A 19,118-nucleotide genomic window follows, 5' to 3' on the forward strand; every position below is an offset into this window, starting at 1 on the left:
CCCCCGGAAGTACCGCCCCCGGAAGTACCGCCCCCGGAAGTACCGCCCCCGGAAGTACCGCCCCCGGAAGTACCGCCACCGGAAGTGCCGCCCCCGGAAGTGCCGCCGCCGGAAGTACCGCCACCGGAAGTACCGCCACCGGAAGTACCGCCACCGGAAGTACCGCCCCCGGAAGTACCGCCACCGGAAGTACCGCCACCGGAAGTGCCGCCCCCGGAAGTACCGCCCCCGGAAGTACCACCGCCCGAAGTACCACCGCCCGAAGTGCCGCCGCCCGAAGTGCCGCCGCCCGAAGTACCACCCCCAGAACTACCCCCACCTGACCCCCCGTTGCCGGAGGCATTGCCGCCGCGGCCTGTCCCGCTGGAGCCACCGGAGCCGCTCGTTCCGCCGGTCGTTCCGCCGACGCCAGCGGGCCCAACGGCGCCGTTGCCGTTGTTACCTCCATTGCCGCTGCCGCTGCCGCTTCCGCCGGCACCGTTGCCGACACCCCTGCCGGCATACGCATGCACTGCACAAGCGGCCGGATTCGCTGCACACATCGCGGCGTTCTCGGCCAGCATCATTACGGCGTCCGCGCCGCTGTCCGCAGCGGCCGCGGCATCGGGCGCCTGGGTGGATGGGATAGTGGGACTGCTGTCACCCGGCAGTACAGCCACGGGAACGACGGCTGTCGTGTCCTGGGCGCTGGCATACGAGCAGCAGCACGCAATTGCGGCTGCGGCCAGCAGGGTCGTGCGGTAGCACCGTCCCGTCACGCGGGACAGTTGTTTCGTTCTGCTCATCATTGGCCTCCCGATACGCGCGATGCCTCGTCACGCGCGTCCATCAACGTGTGATGCAGGGGACCAGCAACGATGCGTTGTCGTTTCGGCAGCCGATGCGTGTCGGACCGGCGCAGAAGGCCAGCCGCGAACACGAGTCGGCACGCGGGCCCGCCGTGCGAATCCCTAACTGCGAGATCCGTGCCATCGGCCCGTTATGCCCGTGGCGCAAGGCGCGCCCGAAGGTGTGACAGCGTGTGAAACGCCGCCGTGCGGTTTTTGTTTCTGAAATGAAACGTCTGACTACGGTCAGCGTGCCGTCGCATCGGCAGCGCGCAGCCACCGGTGGCACAGGATCGACGCGATCCAGCCGACGAGAAACAGCGCGACGATGCCGTAGCCGATGGTGCCGAAATGTTCGCCGAGCGTGTCGAGTGCATCGCGGAGGGGGCCCGTCAGCGACAGCTTGTCCGCGAGCAGGCCGGCCGCCTCGATTCCGCCGACCGCGAGCGCGACCGCTGCGGACACGAGCGTGATGCTCGCGTTGTAGAGCAGCTTGCGTTGCGGATCGTCCATCGCCCAGCCGTATGCATGAATCATCAGCACGTTGTCGGTCGAGTCGATCAGCGTCATGCCGGCGGCGAACAGCGCCGGAAACAGCATGATCGTATAGACCGGCAGTGCGTGGCTCGCCTGAGCGGCCGCGATCGCGAGCAGCGTGATTTCGGTTGCAGTATCGAAACCAAGGCCGAAAAGCACGCCGACGGGATACATGTGCCAGCTCCTCGACACGAACCGGAACAGCGGACGCAGCAGCCGCGCCACCACGCCGGTCGCGCGATGCGCGTGCGCGTGCGCGGTGCCGTGCGCATGGTCCGGCCCGCCGCGATAGCGCCGCCACACGTCGCGCAGGATCGCGAGGTTCATGAACGCGAGCACCAGCAGGAAGGTCGCCGACACCACCGTGCCGATCGTGCCGCCGATCGCGCGGAACGCGTCGAAGCGCTCGCGCAGCGCGAACGCGGTCAGCGCGATGCCGAGCGTCGCGGCGATCACGATCGTCGAGTGGCCGAGCGAGAAGAACAGGCCGACGGTCACGGGGCGCTGGCCGTGCTGCATCAGCTTGCGCGTCGCGACGTCGATCGCGGCGATGTGATCGGCGTCGACCGCGTGACGCAGCCCGAGGCCGTACGCGATGGCCGCCGTGCCGAGCAGCAGCGGATGGTCGCGCAGCACCGCGAGCGCCCACAGCCAGACGGCGGCGTTCGCGGCGATCAGGCTGGCATACAGCATCAGCAGGCGGCGCAGGGCAGGGGTGGTCGGCATCGGGGCGTTTCCATCGGACGAATGTCGATGGATTGTGTCATGCGAAAAAAATTGCCGCCGTGCCGATCAAAAAGGCGCGACGTGCGCGATGTGCGGCGTGACGAAAAAAAGCCCGTCCGAATCGGACGGGCTTCGATGGGCAGCGGGCAGCAGGCACTGCCCGGCGCTTACTTGGCCTTCGCGTTGATCACGGCTTCCGATACGTTCGTCGGCGTTTCCGCGTAGTGCTTGAACTCCATCGTGTAAGTCGCGCGCCCCTGCGTCGCGGAGCGCAGCGACGTCGAATAGCCGAACATCTCGGCGAGCGGCACCTCGGCGCGCACCAGCTTGCCGCCGCCGCCGGCGATGTCGTCCATCCCCTGCACGATGCCGCGCCGGCTCGACAAGTCGCCCATCACGTTGCCCATGAAGTCCTCGGGCGTTTCGACCTCGACGGCCATCATCGGCTCGAGCAGCACCGGCTTCGCCTTGCGCATCGCTTCCTTGAACGCCATCGAGCCTGCCATCCGGAATGCGTTTTCGTTCGAGTCGACGTCGTGGTACGAACCGAACGTCAGGTGCACCTTCACGTCGACGACCGGGTAGCCCGCGAGCACGCCCGACTTCAGCGTGTCCTGGATACCCTTGTCGACCGCCGGGATGTATTCGCGCGGGATCACGCCGCCCTTGATCTCGTCGAGGAACTCATAGCCCTTGCCGGGGTTCGGCTCGAGCGTGATCACCGCGTGACCGTACTGGCCGCGACCGCCCGACTGCTTGACGAACTTGCCTTCGACGTCGGCGGCCGTCGTGCGCACCGTTTCGCGATACGCGACCTGCGGCTTGCCGACCGTCGCCTCGACGCCGAACTCGCGCTTCATCCGGTCGACCAGGATTTCGAGGTGCAGCTCGCCCATCCCCGAAATGATCGTCTGGCCGGATTCCTCGTCGGTCTGCACGCGGAACGACGGGTCTTCCTGCGCGAGGCGGTTCAGCGCGAGGCCCATCTTTTCCTGGTCGGCCTTCGTCTTCGGCTCGACGGCCTGCGAGATCACGGGCTCCGGGAATTCCATCTTCTCGAGGATGATCGGCTTCGCCGGATCGCACAGCGTGTCGCCCGTCGTCGCTTCCTTCAGGCCGACCGCCGCTGCGATGTCGCCCGCGCGCACTTCCTTGATTTCCTTGCGCTCGTTCGCGTGCATCTGCAGGATCCGGCCGAGCCGCTCCTTCTTGTCCTTCGTCGCGTTCAGCACCGTGTCGCCCGACTCGACGACGCCCGAATACACGCGGAAGAAGATCAGCTGGCCGACGAACGGGTCGGTCATGATCTTGAACGCGAGCGACGAGAACGGCTCGTCGTCGCTCGGATGACGTTCCGCCGGCTTCTCCGGGTCGGCGAAGTCGTGGCCCAGAATCGCGGGCACGTCGACCGGCGACGGCAGATAGTCGATCACCGCGTCGAGCATCGCCTGCACGCCCTTGTTCTTGAACGCGCTGCCGCACAGCATCGGCACGATCTCGTTGGCGATCGTGCGCTGGCGCAGCGCGGCCTTGATCTCGTCCTCGGTCAGCGATTCATGGTCGTGCAGATACTTCTCGAGCAGTTCCTCGCTCGCTTCGGCGGCCGCTTCGACCATCTTCTCGCGCCATTCGTGCGCGAGTTCGACGAGATTCGCCGGGATGTCTTCGTACGTGAACTTCACGCCCTGGCTTTCGTCGTCCCACACGATCGCCTTCATCTTCACGAGGTCGACTACGCCCTGGAAATGATCTTCCGCGCCGATCGGAATCTGGATCGGCACGGCGACGCCCTTCAGGCGCTCGCCGATCTGCTTCTGCACGCGGAAGAAGTCGGCGCCGACGCGGTCCATCTTGTTGACGAACGCGATGCGCGGCACCTTGTACTTGTTCGCCTGGCGCCACACGGTTTCGGACTGCGGCTGCACGCCGCCGACCGAGTCGTAGACCATGCACGCGCCGTCGAGCACGCGCATCGAGCGCTCGACCTCGATCGTGAAGTCGACGTGCCCGGGGGTGTCGATGATGTTGATCCGGTGTTCCGGATAGTTGCCGGCCATGCCCTTCCAGAAGGCCGTGGTCGCAGCCGACGTGATCGTGATGCCGCGTTCCTGCTCCTGCTCCATCCAGTCCATCGTGGCCGCGCCGTCGTGCACTTCACCGATCTTGTGGCTCACGCCGGTGTAAAACAGGATGCGCTCGGTCGTCGTGGTCTTGCCGGCATCGATGTGAGCGCTGATCCCGATGTTGCGATAGCGCTCGATGGGAGTTTTGCGGGGCACGTGAACCTCCTGGTGGTTCGGATCGTAAGCGGGCCGGCTGATTGGGTGCCGGCCCGGACTGGAACAAGCGAGATTTAAAGGATAGCGCTTGTCGGTGGCTTTTGCAGATGCGGGCGCCATCGGCCGAATCAAGGCGGCCGCCGCCGGCGGGCAAAAAAAAGCCGGCGCGCTGCAAGCGGCCGGCTCCGGTCGACGCGCGGGCGGGGCCGCCGCGCATTCGCCGTTACTGGGGCTTGGGCAGCCCTTCGAGCTTCATCCCCGGCTTGATGCCCTTCGCCGCGAACCAGCCCTTGCTCATTTCGAGCGCATAGACGCCGTTGTTGCGCGGGCAGTGGTTGTCGGTCGTCTCGGCCTTCATCTCGTCGATGTCGGTGATCGTGCCGTCCGCGCGAATGAACGCGATCGACAGCGGGATCAGCGTGTTCTTCATCCAGAAGCAGTGCACGGCGTTCTCGTTGAACACGAACAGCATGCCTTCGTTCGGCGCGAGCTGCGACCGGTACATCAGCCCCTGTTCGCGGTCGGCGTCGTTCGCGGCGACGGCCGCGTCGATCACGTACATGCCGGCACGCAGCTTCACGCGCGGGAACTCGCTCGGCTGCTTGGCGCCGGGCGGGATCTGCGCGTGCGCGGTCTGCATGCCGAGTGCGAGGACGGCGAGCGCGGCGGGAAACAGGGCGGCGCGCACAAGGCGGCCGAGCGACGAGCGCAGGGAGGATCGCACAGCAGGGCTCCTATCGGAAAAACGAGACCCGCATGGTACGCGAAGCGCGCCGGCGGGCACAAAAAAGAAAAAGGCAGATCGCCTTGCGGTGATCTGCCTTTCAACGCCGTAAGAACGGCAAGACTGCGTGTTCTTGACTGCGTTATTACAACCAGCTTGCTTAGTTCGAAGCAGCTGCCGGAGCTTCGGCTTCGCTAGCTGCCTTCTTGGCTGCGTGGTGCTTCTTTGCGTGGTGCTTCTTGGCAGCCTTGTGCTTTGCCGGTGCCGAAGCAGCTGCCGGAGCAGCAGCCGAAGCAGCTTCCGGAGCCGAAGCTTGTGCGAAAGCAGCCGTTGCGAAGAGACCAGCGACCAGAGCAGCGATCAGTTTGTTCATGTTGTGTTCCTCAGCTTTAGTTAATTAACCAAATGACCCGGCAATAGGAGTCATGTCGTCTAACGGTGCCATCCACCTTTCGGTTGACAGACGCTTCGAGAAATTTCTCTTTGCGCTGCGGGCGCCGAATCGTATTCGAAGAAAGCGTCGCTTTCGTGACGCAAACGCGCAAATACCGGTTCGGCTGCCAATGCCGGATAGCTAAGGGTGGCATCTGGCTGGTTTAACGCGCGATGTTCGCCGGCGGTTGACGAAAAAAATCACGAAAAAAGCGCCCGCCGCCGATGCGGTCATTCGGCGCGCGCGAAACCGTCCCACGGCGCGCGCGGCGGCAGTTGAATTGTTTCGCCTGGCGCAATGCCGAGCGCGAATATATCGAGGGCGCCGATGCCGACGCGCACGAGACGCAACGTCGGGAAGCCGACCGCAGCCGTCATCCGGCGCACCTGACGGTTCTTGCCTTCGGTGATCGCCAGCTCGATCCATGTGGTCGGGATCGCCGCGCGGTAGCGGATCGGCGGGTTGCGCGGCCACAGCGCGTCGGGCGGTTCGATGAATTCGGCGCGGCACGGACGCGTCACGTAGTCGCCGAGATCGACGCCGCGCGCGAGCGCTTTCAGGTCGGTCGGGCCCGGTGCGCCGTCGACCTGCGCCCAGTAGCGCTTCACGAGCTTGTGGCGCGGCTCCGCGATGCGTGCCTGCAGCGCGCCGTCGTCGGTGAGCAGCAGCAGGCCTTCGCTGTCCGCGTCGAGCCGGCCTGCCGGGTAGACGCCGGGCGTTTTTACCCAGTCGCCGAGAGAAGGCCGCGTCTCGTGCGCGGAAAACTGGCAAATCGTGCCGAACGGCTTGTTGAGGGCGATCAGGGTCATGGCGGGGCGCCGGCCCGCGAGCCCGGGAGGGCCGCGCGGACGGTCTATGGCAAATGGCGGAATCTTAATGCATAATACGGAACGGCAAGTCCTCTGTCTTATATAAGACATAAGGGAAGACTTGATACGCAGCGTCGCGCTTCGTGCCGCCGGGCCCGGTTGGGGCGCTAGAATAGCGGCTCGCTGTTGCCGTCACGAGGGGGGCAAGGCCACCCCGCCGCGCGCGCAGTTTCGACCAGCATCACCTGCTCAGCCACGTCACTGGAGTCGATCATGCCGTATCAGCACATCAAGGTTCCGGAGGGCGGTGACAAGATCACCGTCAACAAGGACTTCTCGCTCAACGTTTCCGATCAACCGATCATTCCCTATATCGAAGGCGACGGCACGGGCTTCGATATCACGCCGGTCATGATCAAGGTGGTCGACGCGGCGGTCGCGCACGCGTACAAGGGCAAGCGCAAGATCCACTGGATGGAGATCTTCGCGGGCGAGAAGGCGACGAAGGTGTACGGTCCGGACGTGTGGCTGCCGGACGAAACGCTGCAGGTGCTGAAGGAATACGTGGTGTCGATCAAGGGGCCGCTCACGACGCCGGTCGGCGGCGGCATCCGTTCGCTGAACGTCGCGCTGCGCCAGGAACTCGACCTGTACGTGTGCCTGCGCCCGGTCCAGTATTTCAAGGGCGTGCCGTCGCCGGTGCGCGAGCCGCAGAAGATCGACATGGTGATCTTCCGCGAGAACTCGGAAGACATCTACGCGGGCATCGAATGGGCCGCGGGCTCCGAGCAGGCGAAGAAGGTCATCAAGTTCCTGCAGGACGAGATGGGCGTGAAGAAGATCCGCTTCCCGGAAACCTCCGGGATCGGCGTGAAGCCCGTGTCGACCGAAGGCACCGAGCGTCTCGTGCGCAAGGCGATCCAGTACGCGATCGACAACGACCGCAAGTCGGTCACGCTGGTGCACAAGGGCAACATCATGAAGTTCACGGAAGGCCTGTTCCGTGACGCCGGCTACGCGCTCGCGCAGAAGGAATTCGGCGGCGAGCTGATCGACGGCGGCCCGTGGATGCGCGTGAAGAACCCGAAGACGGGCAGCGAAATCGTGATCAAGGATTCGATCGCCGACGCGTTCCTGCAGCAGATCCTGCTGCGTCCGGCCGAATACGACGTGATCGCGACGCTGAACCTGAACGGCGACTACATCTCCGACGCGCTGGCCGCGCAGGTCGGCGGCATCGGGATCGCGCCGGGCGCGAACCTGTCGGATTCGGTCGCGATGTTCGAGGCGACCCACGGCACGGCGCCGAAGTACGCGGGCAAGGATTACGTGAACCCCGGTTCCGAGATCCTGTCGGCGGAAATGATGCTGCGCCACCTCGGCTGGACGGAAGCGGCCGACACGATCATCGCCGCGATGGAAAAGTCGATCCTGCAGAAGCGTGTCACGTACGACTTCGCGCGCCTGATGGAAGGCGCGACGCAGGTGTCGTGCTCCGGCTTCGGCGAAGTGCTGATCGAGAACATGTAAGTCCCCTTCCGGGGTAGGCCGGCGCGGAGCCGGCCGCCCCGGCGCCTGCTGCCGGGCGCCGGGGCGTTTCGTGAACGGCAGGTTTGTTGGCGGGGCGGTCCGGCACGCGGGCCACGGCGCTGCGATGCGGCCCGGATGTCCTGCAAGGTAGAACATGACGGCCCTCGCAACACCACCGCCCGGCTGAGCCGGCGCGCCCCTTTCGCGACCGACCCGGTCGCTCCCCGCCGGTTATCGCCGGTGCTCTTCAGTCAAAAATTTTCACGTAGCAACGCATCGACCATGTCCACTTCGCCCAAGATCATCTACACCCTCACCGACGAAGCGCCCGCGCTCGCGACCTATTCGCTGCTGCCGATCGTCAAGGCCTTCACGCGCTCGTCGGGCGTCGCCGTCGAAACGCGCGACATCTCGCTTGCCGGCCGTATCATCGCGGCATTCGCCGACGTCCTGCCGCCGGAGCAGAAGGGTTCCGACGATCTCGCGGAACTGGGCCAGCTCACGCTGAAGCCGGAAGCGAACATCATCAAGCTGCCGAACATCAGCGCATCGGTGCCGCAGCTGAAGGCCGCGATCGCCGAACTGCAGGCGCAGGGCTACAAGCTGCCGGCGTATCCGGAAGAGCCGGCGACCGACGAAGAGAAGGCCATCAAGGCCCGCTACGACAAGATCAAGGGCAGCGCGGTGAACCCGGTGCTGCGCGAAGGCAACTCGGACCGCCGCGCGCCGCTGTCGGTCAAGAACTACGCGCGCAAGCACCCGCACAAGATGGGCGCATGGAAGCCGACGTCGAAGGCGCACGTCGCGCACATGAGCGAAGGCGACTTCTACGGCAGCGAGAAGTCGGCGCTGATCGCCGACGCCGGCAGCGTGAAGATCGAACTCACGACGGCCGACGGCGCGAAGAAGGTGCTGAAGGAAAAGACGGCCGTGAAGGCTGGTGAAATCATCGACGCGTCGGTGATGAGCCGCAAGGCGCTGCGCAGCTTCATCGAAGCGCAGATCGCCGACGCGAAGGCGCAGGACGTGCTGTTCTCGGTGCACCTGAAGGCGACCATGATGAAGGTCTCCGACCCGATCCTGTTCGGTCACTTCGTGTCGGTGTTCTACCGCGACGCGCTCGCCAAGCACGCTGACGTTCTCGCGCAGGCCGGCTTCAACCCGAACAACGGGATCGGCGATCTGTACGCGCGCCTGAAGGACCTGCCGGCCGATACGCGCGAAGCGATCGAAGCCGACGTGAAGGCCGAGTACGCGGTGCGTCCGCGCCTCGCGATGGTCAACTCGGACAAGGGCATCACGAACCTGCACGTGCCGAGCGACGTGATCGTCGACGCGTCGATGCCGGCGATGATCCGCGAGTCGGGCTGCATGTGGGGCCCGGACGGCGAACTGCACGACGCGAAGGCCGTGATTCCGGACCGCTGCTACGCGGGCGTCTACCAGGCCGTGATCGACGACTGCAAGCAGCATGGCGCATTCGACCCGGTCACGATGGGCAGCGTGCCGAACGTCGGCCTGATGGCGCAGGCGGCCGAGGAATACGGTTCGCACGACAAGACGTTCCTGATCCCCGCTGACGGCGTCGTGCGCGTCATCGACGAAGCCGGCAACGTGCTGCTCGAGCACGCGGTCGAGTCGGGCGATATCTGGCGCATGTGCCAGACCAAGGACGCACCGGTGCAGGACTGGGTGAAGCTCGCGGTGAACCGCGCGCGCGCGACCGGCGCGCCGGCCGTGTTCTGGCTCGATCCGGCACGTGCGCACGATGCGCAGATCATCGCGAAGGTCGAACGCTACCTGAAGGACCACGACACGAGCGGCCTCGACATCCGCATCATGACGCCGGTCGACGCGACGCGTTTCTCGCTCGAGCGGATCCGCGCGGGCAAGGACACGATCTCGGTCACGGGCAACGTGCTGCGCGACTACCTGACCGACCTGTTCCCGATCATGGAGCTCGGCACGAGCGCGAAGATGCTGTCGATCGTGCCGCTGATGGCTGGCGGCGGGATGTTCGAAACGGGTGCGGGCGGCTCGGCACCGAAGCATGTGCAGCAGTTCGTCGAGGAAGGCTTCCTGCGCTGGGATTCGCTCGGTGAATTCCTCGCGCTGGCCGCGTCGCTCGAACATCTCGGCCACGCTTACCAGAACCCGAAGGCGCTCGTGCTCGCGAAGACGCTCGATCAGGCAACCGGCAAGTTCCTGGACGAGAACAAGTCGCCCGCGCGCAAGGTCGGCGGTCTCGACAACCGCGGCAGCCACTTCTACCTGTGCCTGTACTGGGCGCAGGCGCTCGCCGAGCAGACCGAGGACACGGCGCTGAAGGCGCAGTTCGAAGGTGTTGCGAAAGCGCTGTCCGACAACGAAGCGCGCATTCTGGAAGAGCTGTCGGCCGCGCAGGGCAGCGCGCAGGCGATCGGCGGCTACTACCGTCCGAACGTCGAACTGACGAGCCGCGCGATGCGCCCGAGCGCCACGCTGAACGGCATCGTCGACGCCGTCGCCTGACGCCGGCTGCGCCACCGCGCGCGCCAAGTCGACGGTGTCACCCGACACGGCAGGCTTTCCGGCCTGCCGTTGCACCGAACACGAAAACGCCCCGGTCGTCCGGGGCGTTTTTTGTTGCAGGCGTGCCATTCAGACGTGAACGATTTCCCATTCGGCGATTTCGTCCGGCACTTCGAGCGTGGCCGTGTCCAGTTCGGACAGTTGCGCACAGTCGCCGCGGGAGATGCGGTCGGCCGCGACTTCCGGACACGAGAACGCGCCGAGCGAAGCATTGCCGAACGTCGCTTCCCAGCCGCCGTTTGCCGGCAGGATGTAGAACGACCCGAGCGCTGAACCAAAGCGAAATCCCTTCATTTCCGTTCTCCCTTTTCTGATCACAAGCGATTCTGGTGTGGCGCCCGCCGACTCGTCCGGCTGTGGCCCGACCGGTTGGCTGTGCCGCGTTCCGTATCGAACGTCGTGGCGAAGCGTCAGTGCATGGAACAAAGTCTACGTCCGGGGTCGCTGGCGATGGTGCGCGTAGAACGCTTTCTCGAAACAAAAATTGTCGTGTAAAAACAAGGATATATTTCGATCATTTTGTATTGCGGAACGTTTTTCGGCATCGCGAAACAGCGAATTTGTGCCGTGCACCACGAATTTTTATAAAGCAGAGACTTGTTCCGCATCATGAAAAATCGACGCTTTCACGTTCGAGTGGAGCGTGACGTGGAGATGGCGGTGTGAGGGGGCGCGAAAAATGGCATCGAGCGCGCACGGCCCAATCATCGGACTGCGCGGAGCGATCGCCGGTGCGGACGAACGCGGCGCTCGTCGCCGTCGCCCGATCGTCGAAAGCGCGGCGGCGCGGCGGTAACGGCGTGCGAGCCGTCGTGCCCGGCCAGCACTGCGACGAATCGACGCTCGTCCAGTGCCGCGGCGCTTCGCCCGGAGGCTGCGGTTATGATGACGCGGGCATTGGCCTTGGCGTCGCGCACGGGCGCCTGCCCGGTGCCGGCTGGCGCGGCTGTCGCGACGGCCGCGCGACGCAGCACGAATCACGAGGAACGATTGATGATACGGAGAACCTTCCTGTCGCGCGCCATCGGCGTCGCGGCCGCATCGCTGTTTGCGCGTACCGCGTGGGCGCAGCACGCCGGTCACGCGGGCATGGCCGGCATGGACCAGATGGACGACATGCCGGGCATGTCGGGAATGGCCGGTCGCAAGCAGCACGCGAAACCGGCGCCGGCCGCGCTCGCGGCCACGGATGCGCTGCCGGCCGGCGCGCCGCTCGCATCGCTGCGCACGCTCGTGAACGAAAGCCGCGAGCCCGGCACATTCCGGGCGACGCTGGTCGCGCAGCCGGTTGCGCGTCCGCTGCTTCACGGTGCGCGTCCGACGACGTTCTGGCAGTTCGGCACCGGCACGCAGGGGCCGGTCGTCGGCCCGCTGATCGACGTGCGCGAGGGCGATACGGTCGAGATCCGTTTCGTGAACAAGCTGCCGCAACCGTCGACGATCCACTGGCACGGCCTGCCGGTGCCGCCCGATCAGGACGGCAACCCGTCCGATCCGGTCGCGCCGGGCGCGTCGCGCGTGTACCGCTTCACACTGCCGAAGGGCAGTGCCGGCACCTACTGGTATCACCCGCATCCGCACATGATGACGGCCGAGCAGGTGTTCCGCGGGTTGGCCGGCCCGTTCGTCGTGCGTGCGGCCGACGATCCGCTCGCCGGCTGGCCGGAGCGCAACCTGTTCGTGTCCGACCTGAAGCTCGCACGCGACGGCACGATCCCGCCGAACGACATGATGGACTGGATGAACGGCCGCGAAGGGCAGTTCGTGCTGGTCAACGGCGCGCGCCGGCCGAGAATCGACGTCGCGGGCGACGAGCGCTGGCGCGTGTGGAACGCGTGCAGCGCACGCTACCTGCGCGTTGCATTCGACGACGGCCGGGCATTCGAGCACGCCGGCACCGACGGCGGCCTGTTCGATGTGCCGCGCCGCGTGACGTCGCTGCTGCTCGCGCCCGGCGAGCGCGCGGAACTGCTCGTGCGCGCCGGCGACCGTCCGTCACGCGCGGTGCTGCAAGCGGCCGAGTACGATCGCCGCAAGATGGCGATGTCGCACGACGACGGTCATGGCAGCCTGCCGCCCGATCCGGCAGTGCCGCTGGCCGACGTCGCGTTCGCGCCGGCCGCCGCGCGAGCGCTGCCCGCGGTCCTGCGTACGGTGCCCGAACTCGGCAAGCCGGTTGCGGACAAGACGGTGGCATTCGGCGAGGAAATGGACATGGACGCGATGATGGCCGGGCCCGCGCATGGTCGTCCGGCGGGAATGCGTTTCACGGTCAACGGCGACGTGTATGCCGCACATCGGGCGACATTGACGAGCCGCGCGGGCGACGTCGAGCGCTGGACGATCCGCAACGACACCGACATGGATCATCCGTTTCATCTGCACGGCACGCAATTCCAGGTGATCGAGCGCGCATCCGGCGCAACGCGCACGCCGGAGCCGTTCCGCGCATGGAGAGATACCGTGAACGTGCGCAGCGGCGAGCGTGTGACGATTCTCACGTCGCAGAGCGAGCCGGGCGAGCGCATGTTTCACTGCCACATTCTCGAGCATGAGGATCTTGGGATGATGGGGACGCTGAGGGTCGTCTGATTCGCGGGCGGCGCACGGATATCTCCTGTGCCGCCGACAGTCGAAACCGGGTCCAGCCGACAAGCCGCGCATCGTATTCGGTGCGCGGCTTTTTTGTATTCCGGCCAGCCCGACTGTGTGTTTTATAACGGCCATGCATACGAACCGGCGCGTGATTTAAAGGATCTCCTAGCGCCGGAACGCAAAATAGAACTTGTCCTATTTTCCGCGACGTCCGTGCTTCCTATACTGATCCGCGATCACCTCGGAAGGTGACACGCTCGAATTGCCGGCGCGATGGAAGGGCGATATTTCCGGGATACCGGATGCATCATCGCCCCCCGATGTTTCGGCAAAACGCGCAAGTGCGGCGCGAACAATATTGAGATTTGGTGGGTGAAGTTTCACGCCGGTATTTTTGATGTGGATTTAGTTAGGAATCTTATGAAAACAATTAGTGATCCGAATGGAATGCGGAAAATGAAGGGCGGGCGCTCTGCTTCGGATACCGCACGCGGGCTGGCCAAGCGTGCGATCGCGGCCGGTGTGACGGGCATGCTGGGATTGATGCTCGTGGATGCGAACGCGCAAACGATCAACGACCGCGTGGACTCGCTTGAAAGCAGCGTGTCGACGATCAACGGCAGGCTGTCGGGCCTGCAGAGCGATGTCTCGAATCTGAAGAATCGCATCGAAGGCTCGCTGCCGTCCCCCGGCACCGGCAAGGATAGTGTCGCGGTGGGGAAGAATTCGAATGCATCCGGGGCAGGGAGTACGGCAGTCGGCGTGAACGCGTCGGCGACGGGTGGTTCGAGCACGGCGAACGGCGCGCGCTCGAAGGCAACGGGCGATTCCAGCACGGCGACCGGAGCGGACTCCGAGGCGTCGGGTACGGACAGCACGGCCAACGGTGCGCGCTCGAAGGCAACCGGAGCGTCGAGCACGGCGACCGGTGCAGATTCGGAGGCGTCGGGTACGGATAGCACGGCCAACGGTGCGCGCTCGAAGGCAACCGGCGATTCGAGTACGGCGACGGGTGCGGATTCGGAGGCATCGGGCGAGGACAGCACGGCCAACGGTGCGCGCTCGAAGGCGACCGGCGATTCCAGTACGGCGAATGGTGCGGATTCGGAGGCATCGGGCACAGACAGCACGGCCAGCGGTGCGCGTTCGACGGCGACTGGCGATTCGAGTACGGCGAACGGGGCCGATTCGGAGGCATCGGGCAAGGACAGCACGGCCAACGGTGCGCGCTCGAAGGCAACGGGCGAATCGAGCACGGCGGCAGGTGCAGATTCGGCGGCGTCGGGTACGGACAGCACGGCCAACGGCGCGCGTTCGAAGGCGACGGGTGAATCGAGCACGGCGGCAGGTGCAGACTCGGCGGCGTCGGGTACGGACAGCACGGCCAACGGTGCGCGCTCGAAGGCAACGGGCGAATCGAGCACGGCGGCAGGTGCAGACTCGGCGGCGTCGGGTACGGACAGCACGGCCAACGGCGCACGTTCGAAGGCGATGGGTGAATCGAGCACGGCGGCAGGTGCAGATTCGGCGGCATCGGGTACGGACAGCACGGCCAACGGCGCGCGCTCGCAGGCGACCGGCGATTCGAGCACGGCGGCAGGTGCGGACTCGTCGGCGTCGGGTACGGACAGCACGGCCAACGGCGCGCGCTCGCACGCGACCGGCGAATCGAGCACGGCGGCAGGTGCAGACTCGGCGGCGTCCGGTACGGACAGCACGGCCAACGGCGCACGTTCGAAGGCGACGGGCGAATCGAGCACGGCGGCAGGTGCGGACTCGGCGGCGTCGGGTACGAACAGCACGGCCAACGGCGCGCGCTCGCAGGCAACCGGCGAATCGAGCACAGCCGCAGGCGCCGACTCGCAAGCATCCGGCAAGAACAGCACGGCAAACGGCGCGCGTGCGTGGGCGAGCGGCAGCGACTCGACGGCAATGGGCGTGAACGCGAAGGCGATCGGCGACGGCAGCTCGAGTTTCGGCGCCGGGGCATCCTCGTCAGGCACGAACAGTACGGCGCTCGGCGCGGACGCCGTCGCGACCGGCCGGAATTCGGTGGCGCTGGGCCACGGCTCGATTGCCGATCGTGACGACACCGTGTCGATCGGGACACCGGGCCATGAGCGCAAGCTCGCGAACGTCGCCGACGCAGTTCTGCCTTACGACGCGGTCAACCTGAAACAGTTGAACGCCGTAGCACGGCGCGCGTACAGCGGTGTGGCAGCGGCGACCGCATTGTCGATGATTCCGGATGTCGACCTCGGCAAGACGATCGCGGTGGGCGTCGGCATGGGCAGCTATCTCGGCTACCAGGCGGTCGCGCTGGGTGCGTCGGTGCGGATCGGCGAAAACCTGAAGGTGCGCGCCGGGGCCGGGATCAGTTCGGCTGCGACGACATGGGGTGCGGGCGCGTCGTACAGCTGGTAAGCCACGCGCGGGGCAGGCGCGGTTCGATGGCAGCGGCCAGCCGGCAAGCTTTCGATGACGCAGTTCACCGTGTGCAAGCGTTTACGATCTGTATTCCTGCCCCGACAATCGCGCCGCTTTTACCGTAATTGTGCGAATTAACACGCCAATCGAACAAGGAATCGATTCTCAATTACAAAACCAAACGCGCAAAAAAAGAAACCCGGCGCAGTGCCGGGTTTCTTCGTCTGATATCCGGTGCCTTTATGCGGCCTGGATGTTCGACGCTTGCTTGCCCTTCGGGCCTTGGACGACCTCGAAGCTCACCTTCTGGCCTTCCTTCAGGGTCTTGAAGCCCTGCATGTTGATGGCCGAGAAGTGCGCAAACAGATCTTCACCGCCCTCGTCGGGAGTGATGAAGCCGAAGCCCTTCGCGTCGTTGAACCACTTAACGATACCAGTTGCCATTTCCTACTTCCCCTGTCACACAGTCGCTGCTACTTACCACGAGCACGCTCGAAAAGCTAAACGACCGGAAAATACAGCCGTTCCCCCCTCACAAGCTCACCTTCGGCCTCTTTCATTTCGCCGTCAGACGAATTGAAAAAAGTGCCAGCTTGATTGTTGGCGCTCTTTATTTGAGTGTCAAGCGGAATTTTTAGACGGTTGCAGGGCCGTTGTAAAGAACCCATTTTCAGGGTTTTTCCGGCTTTGCTTTGCAGCATGCCGCCAAGCGCGCAGACTTGAAAAGTCGCATAATCGGCTCATATACCAGGCTCGAGTGACACGCGATCGAGTCGTCCCGGCTTGTGGGATACTGGATACGGATGCGACGGTCCGGTGCGGTTTCCCCCTGACGGTTCGTGTTCCGCGCCACGCGTGAAAGCCGGCACCGCAGCCGGCTTTCGTATGGCACGAAGACGATCGCGCATCGTCGGGAACCAGGGAGGGCGCCGGCCGGTCGGTCGGGTAACGGCAGGATTGCGGGCCTGTCCGAGTTGTTTAGAATGGGTGTATGGCGATTATCCCGGACAAGCAGGACAGTACCGTCCTGGAACGCAAGCAGCAGAAGCTCAAGCCGCCTTCGATGTACAAGGTGGTGCTGCTCAACGACGACTTCACGCCGATGGAGTTCGTCGTGATGGTCGTACAGGAGTATTTCAAGAAGGATCGCGAGACGGCCACGCAGATCATGCTGAAGGTCCATCGCGAAGGGCGAGGGGTATGTGGGGTCTATACGCGGGACATCGCGTCGACCAAGGTTGAGCAAGTCGTTACCCATGCGCGGCAGGCCGGGCATCCGCTGCAGTGCGTGATGGAGGAAGCATGATTGCCCAGGAATTGGAAGTCAGCCTGCACATGGCGTTCATGGAAGCACGTCAGGCGCGCCATGAGTTCATTACGGTCGAGCATCTGCTGCTGGCCCTGCTGGATAATCCGACGGCAGCCGAGGTGTTGCGCGCGTGCGCGGCAAACATCGAGGATCTGCGTCAGAACCTGCGCAATTTCATCCACGACAACACACCAACCGTCCCGGGCACCGACGATGTCGATACCCAGCCGACGCTCGGTTTCCAGCGCGTGATCCAGCGCGCGATCATGCACGTCCAGTCGACGTCGAACGGCAAGAAGGAAGTCACCGGCGCGAACGTGCTGGTCGCGATCTTCGGCGAGAAGGATTCGCACGCGGTGTACTACCTGCAGCAGCAGGGCGTCACGCGCCTCGACGTCGTGAACTTCATCTCGCACGGCATCGCGAAGACGAACGGCGGCGAAGCCGCGAAGTCGTCCGACGCGAACGCGGAAAGCGAAGACGCGAATGCGCAGAAGGAAACCCCGCTCGCGCAGTTCACGCAGAATCTGAACCAGATGGCGAAGGACGGCCGGATCGATCCGCTGATCGGGCGCGAGCCGGAAGTCGAGCGCGTCGTGCAGGTGCTGTGCCGCCGCCGCAAGAACAATCCGCTGCTCGTCGGCGAGGCCGGCGTCGGCAAGACCGCGATCGCGGAAGGGCTCGCCTATCGGATCACGCGCGGCGAAGTGCCCGACATCCTCGCGAACGCGCAGGTGTATTCGCTCGACATGGGCGCGCTGCTCGCGGGCACCAAGTATCGCGGCGACTTCGAGCAGCGTCTGAAGACGGTGCTGAAGGAGCTGAAGGAGCGTCCGCACGCGATCCTGTTCATCGACGAGATCCACACGCTGATCGGCGCCGGCGCCGCATCGGGCGGCACGCTCGACGCATCGAACCTGCTGAAGCCGGCGTTGTCGTCGGGCACGCTGAAGTGCATCGGCGCGACCACGTTCACCGAATATCGCGGCATCTTCGAAAAGGACGCGGCGCTGTCGCGGCGCTTCCAGAAGGTCGACGTGACGGAGCCGACCGTCGAGCAGACGGTTGCGATCCTGCGCGGGCTGAAGTCGCGCTTCGAGGAGCACCACGGCGTCAAGTATTCGTCGGGCGCGCTGTCGGCCGCGGCCGAGCTGTCGGCGCGCTTCATCACCGACCGGCACCTGCCGGACAAGGCGATCGACGTGATCGACGAGGCAGGCGCCGCGCAGCGCATCCTGCCGAAGTCGAAGCAGAAGAAGACGATCGGCAAGAGCGAGATCGAGGAAATCATCTCGAAGATCGCGCGCGTGCCGGCGCAAAGCGTGTCGCAGGACGACCGCAGCAAGCTGCAGACGCTCGATCGTGACCTGAAGAGCGTCGTGTTCGGTCAGGATCCGGCGATCGACGCGCTCGCCGCGTCGATCAAGATGGCGCGCGCCGGCCTCGGCAAGATGGACAAGCCGATCGGCGCGTTCCTGTTCTCCGGCCCGACCGGCGTCGGCAAGACCGAAGTGGCGCGCCAGCTCGCGTTCACGCTCGGCATCGAGCTGATCCGCTTCGACATGTCGGAATACATGGAGCGTCACGCGGTGAGCCGGCTGATCGGCGCGCCGCCGGGCTACGTCGGGTTCGACCAGGGCGGCCTCTTGACCGAAGCCGTCACGAAGAAGCCGCATTGCGTGCTGCTGCTCGACGAAATCGAGAAGGCGCATCCGGACATCTTCAACGTGCTGCTGCAGGTGATGGACCACGGCACGCTGACGGACAACAACGGCCGCAAGGCGGATTTCCGCAACGTCATCATCATCATGACGACGAACGCGGGCGCCGAGTCGATGCAGAAGGCGACGATCGGCTTCACGACGCGCCGCGAAACCGGCGACGAGATGACCGACATCAAGCGCCTGTTCACGCCGGAGTTCCGCAACCGTCTGGACGCGATCATCAGCTTCCGCTCGCTCGATGAGGAAATCATCATGCGCGTGGTCGACAAGTTCCTGATCCAGCTCGAGGAGCAGTTGCACGAGAAGAAGGTCGACGCGCTCTTCACCGACGCGTTGCGCAAGCATCTCGCGAAGCACGGCTTCGACCCGCTGATGGGTGCGCGGCCGATGCAGCGGCTGATCCAGGACACGATCCGCCGTGCGCTGGCCGACGAACTGCTGTTCGGCAAGCTGCTGAACGGCGGTCACGTGACGGTCGACGTCGACGAAAGCGACAAGGTGCAGTTGTCGTTCGACAAGCTGGCGAATCCGCCGCACAAGCCGAACGAAGAGACGGTCGAGGTCGAGTAAGCGATAATTCGTTGTTCATGCGAACGGCGCGGGAAGTTCTCCGCGCCGTTTCGTTTT

Annotated in this window: 13 protein-coding genes and 1 pseudogene; 6 read left to right on the forward strand and 8 right to left on the reverse strand. The window is 65.0% G+C overall.

Translation table 11 applies throughout. The annotated features are described in order from the left end of the window. The 6 genes and pseudogenes from BSE24067_RS32570 to BSE24067_RS17850 form a co-directional block, all read right to left on the reverse strand. Positions 1–785, reverse strand: a pseudogene (locus BSE24067_RS32570) (hypothetical protein); the annotation flags it as partial. 288 nt (positions 786–1,073) lie between these two features. Further along, on the reverse strand, positions 1,074–2,090 hold the full coding sequence (locus tag BSE24067_RS17830) for a HoxN/HupN/NixA family nickel/cobalt transporter (protein ID WP_151065537.1): 1,017 nt from the start codon (positions 2,088–2,090) through the stop codon (positions 1,074–1,076). 167 nt (positions 2,091–2,257) lie between these two features. Beyond that, positions 2,258–4,369: an elongation factor G gene (fusA, locus tag BSE24067_RS17835; protein WP_151065538.1), complete on the reverse strand. Its 2,112-nt coding sequence runs from the start codon at positions 4,367–4,369 to the stop codon at positions 2,258–2,260. Between the two features lie 223 nt (positions 4,370–4,592). Next, the gene (locus tag BSE24067_RS17840) at positions 4,593–5,093 is read right to left on the reverse strand and encodes a DUF192 domain-containing protein (RefSeq protein ID WP_151065539.1); all 501 of its coding nucleotides are present in this window, start codon (positions 5,091–5,093) and stop codon (positions 4,593–4,595) included. 160 nt (positions 5,094–5,253) lie between these two features. Continuing rightward, a complete protein-coding gene (locus tag BSE24067_RS17845; protein ID WP_006398520.1) occupies positions 5,254–5,466 on the reverse strand; it encodes a hypothetical protein in 213 nt (70 codons plus the stop codon). A gap of 290 nt (positions 5,467–5,756) precedes the next feature. Continuing rightward, positions 5,757–6,335 carry a pseudouridine synthase gene (locus BSE24067_RS17850; RefSeq protein ID WP_170297499.1) on the reverse strand — a complete coding sequence of 193 codons (579 nt, stop codon included), beginning with the start codon at positions 6,333–6,335 and terminating at the stop codon, positions 5,757–5,759. 273 nt (positions 6,336–6,608) lie between these two features. On the opposite strand from BSE24067_RS17850, the gene icd reads away from it, so the two are divergent. Together icd and BSE24067_RS17860 are read left to right on the forward strand one after the other, a co-directional pair. Beyond that, a complete protein-coding gene (icd, locus tag BSE24067_RS17855; RefSeq protein ID WP_040141560.1) occupies positions 6,609–7,865 on the forward strand; it encodes an NADP-dependent isocitrate dehydrogenase in 1,257 nt (418 codons plus the stop codon). A 282-nt stretch (positions 7,866–8,147) separates the two neighbouring features. Next, positions 8,148–10,376, forward strand: a complete 2,229-nt coding sequence (locus BSE24067_RS17860; RefSeq protein ID WP_151065541.1) for an NADP-dependent isocitrate dehydrogenase — start codon at positions 8,148–8,150, stop codon at positions 10,374–10,376. A gap of 129 nt (positions 10,377–10,505) precedes the next feature. Here BSE24067_RS17860 and BSE24067_RS17865 read toward each other — a convergent pair whose 3' ends face one another. After that, positions 10,506–10,730 carry a hypothetical protein gene (locus BSE24067_RS17865; protein ID WP_126362980.1) on the reverse strand — a complete coding sequence of 75 codons (225 nt, stop codon included), beginning with the start codon at positions 10,728–10,730 and terminating at the stop codon, positions 10,506–10,508. A 699-nt stretch (positions 10,731–11,429) separates the two neighbouring features. Here BSE24067_RS17865 and BSE24067_RS17870 point away from each other — a divergent pair. After that, entirely contained in the window at positions 11,430–13,028 is a 1,599-nt protein-coding gene (locus tag BSE24067_RS17870) for a multicopper oxidase family protein (protein WP_151065542.1), read from the forward strand. A 423-nt stretch (positions 13,029–13,451) separates the two neighbouring features. Beyond that, entirely contained in the window at positions 13,452–15,455 is a 2,004-nt protein-coding gene (locus BSE24067_RS17875; RefSeq protein ID WP_151065543.1) for a YadA family autotransporter adhesin, read from the forward strand. 243 nt (positions 15,456–15,698) lie between these two features. Here BSE24067_RS17875 and BSE24067_RS17880 read toward each other — a convergent pair whose 3' ends face one another. After that, a complete protein-coding gene (locus BSE24067_RS17880) occupies positions 15,699–15,902 on the reverse strand; it encodes a cold-shock protein (protein WP_004196460.1) in 204 nt (67 codons plus the stop codon). 547 nt (positions 15,903–16,449) lie between these two features. Between BSE24067_RS17880 and clpS the strand changes: the two genes are divergently transcribed. Then, positions 16,450–16,764, forward strand: a complete 315-nt coding sequence (gene clpS, locus BSE24067_RS17885) for an ATP-dependent Clp protease adapter ClpS (RefSeq protein WP_006398529.1) — start codon at positions 16,450–16,452, stop codon at positions 16,762–16,764. Then, positions 16,761–19,061 carry an ATP-dependent Clp protease ATP-binding subunit ClpA gene (clpA, locus tag BSE24067_RS17890; RefSeq protein ID WP_151065544.1) on the forward strand — a complete coding sequence of 767 codons (2,301 nt, stop codon included), beginning with the start codon at positions 16,761–16,763 and terminating at the stop codon, positions 19,059–19,061. Before clpS ends, clpA begins: the two co-directional genes overlap by 4 nt. The last annotated feature ends 57 nt before the right edge of the window (positions 19,062–19,118 follow it).

The organism is Burkholderia latens (assembly GCF_902499045.1).
Taxonomy (GTDB): Bacteria; Pseudomonadota; Gammaproteobacteria; order Burkholderiales; family Burkholderiaceae; genus Burkholderia; species Burkholderia latens.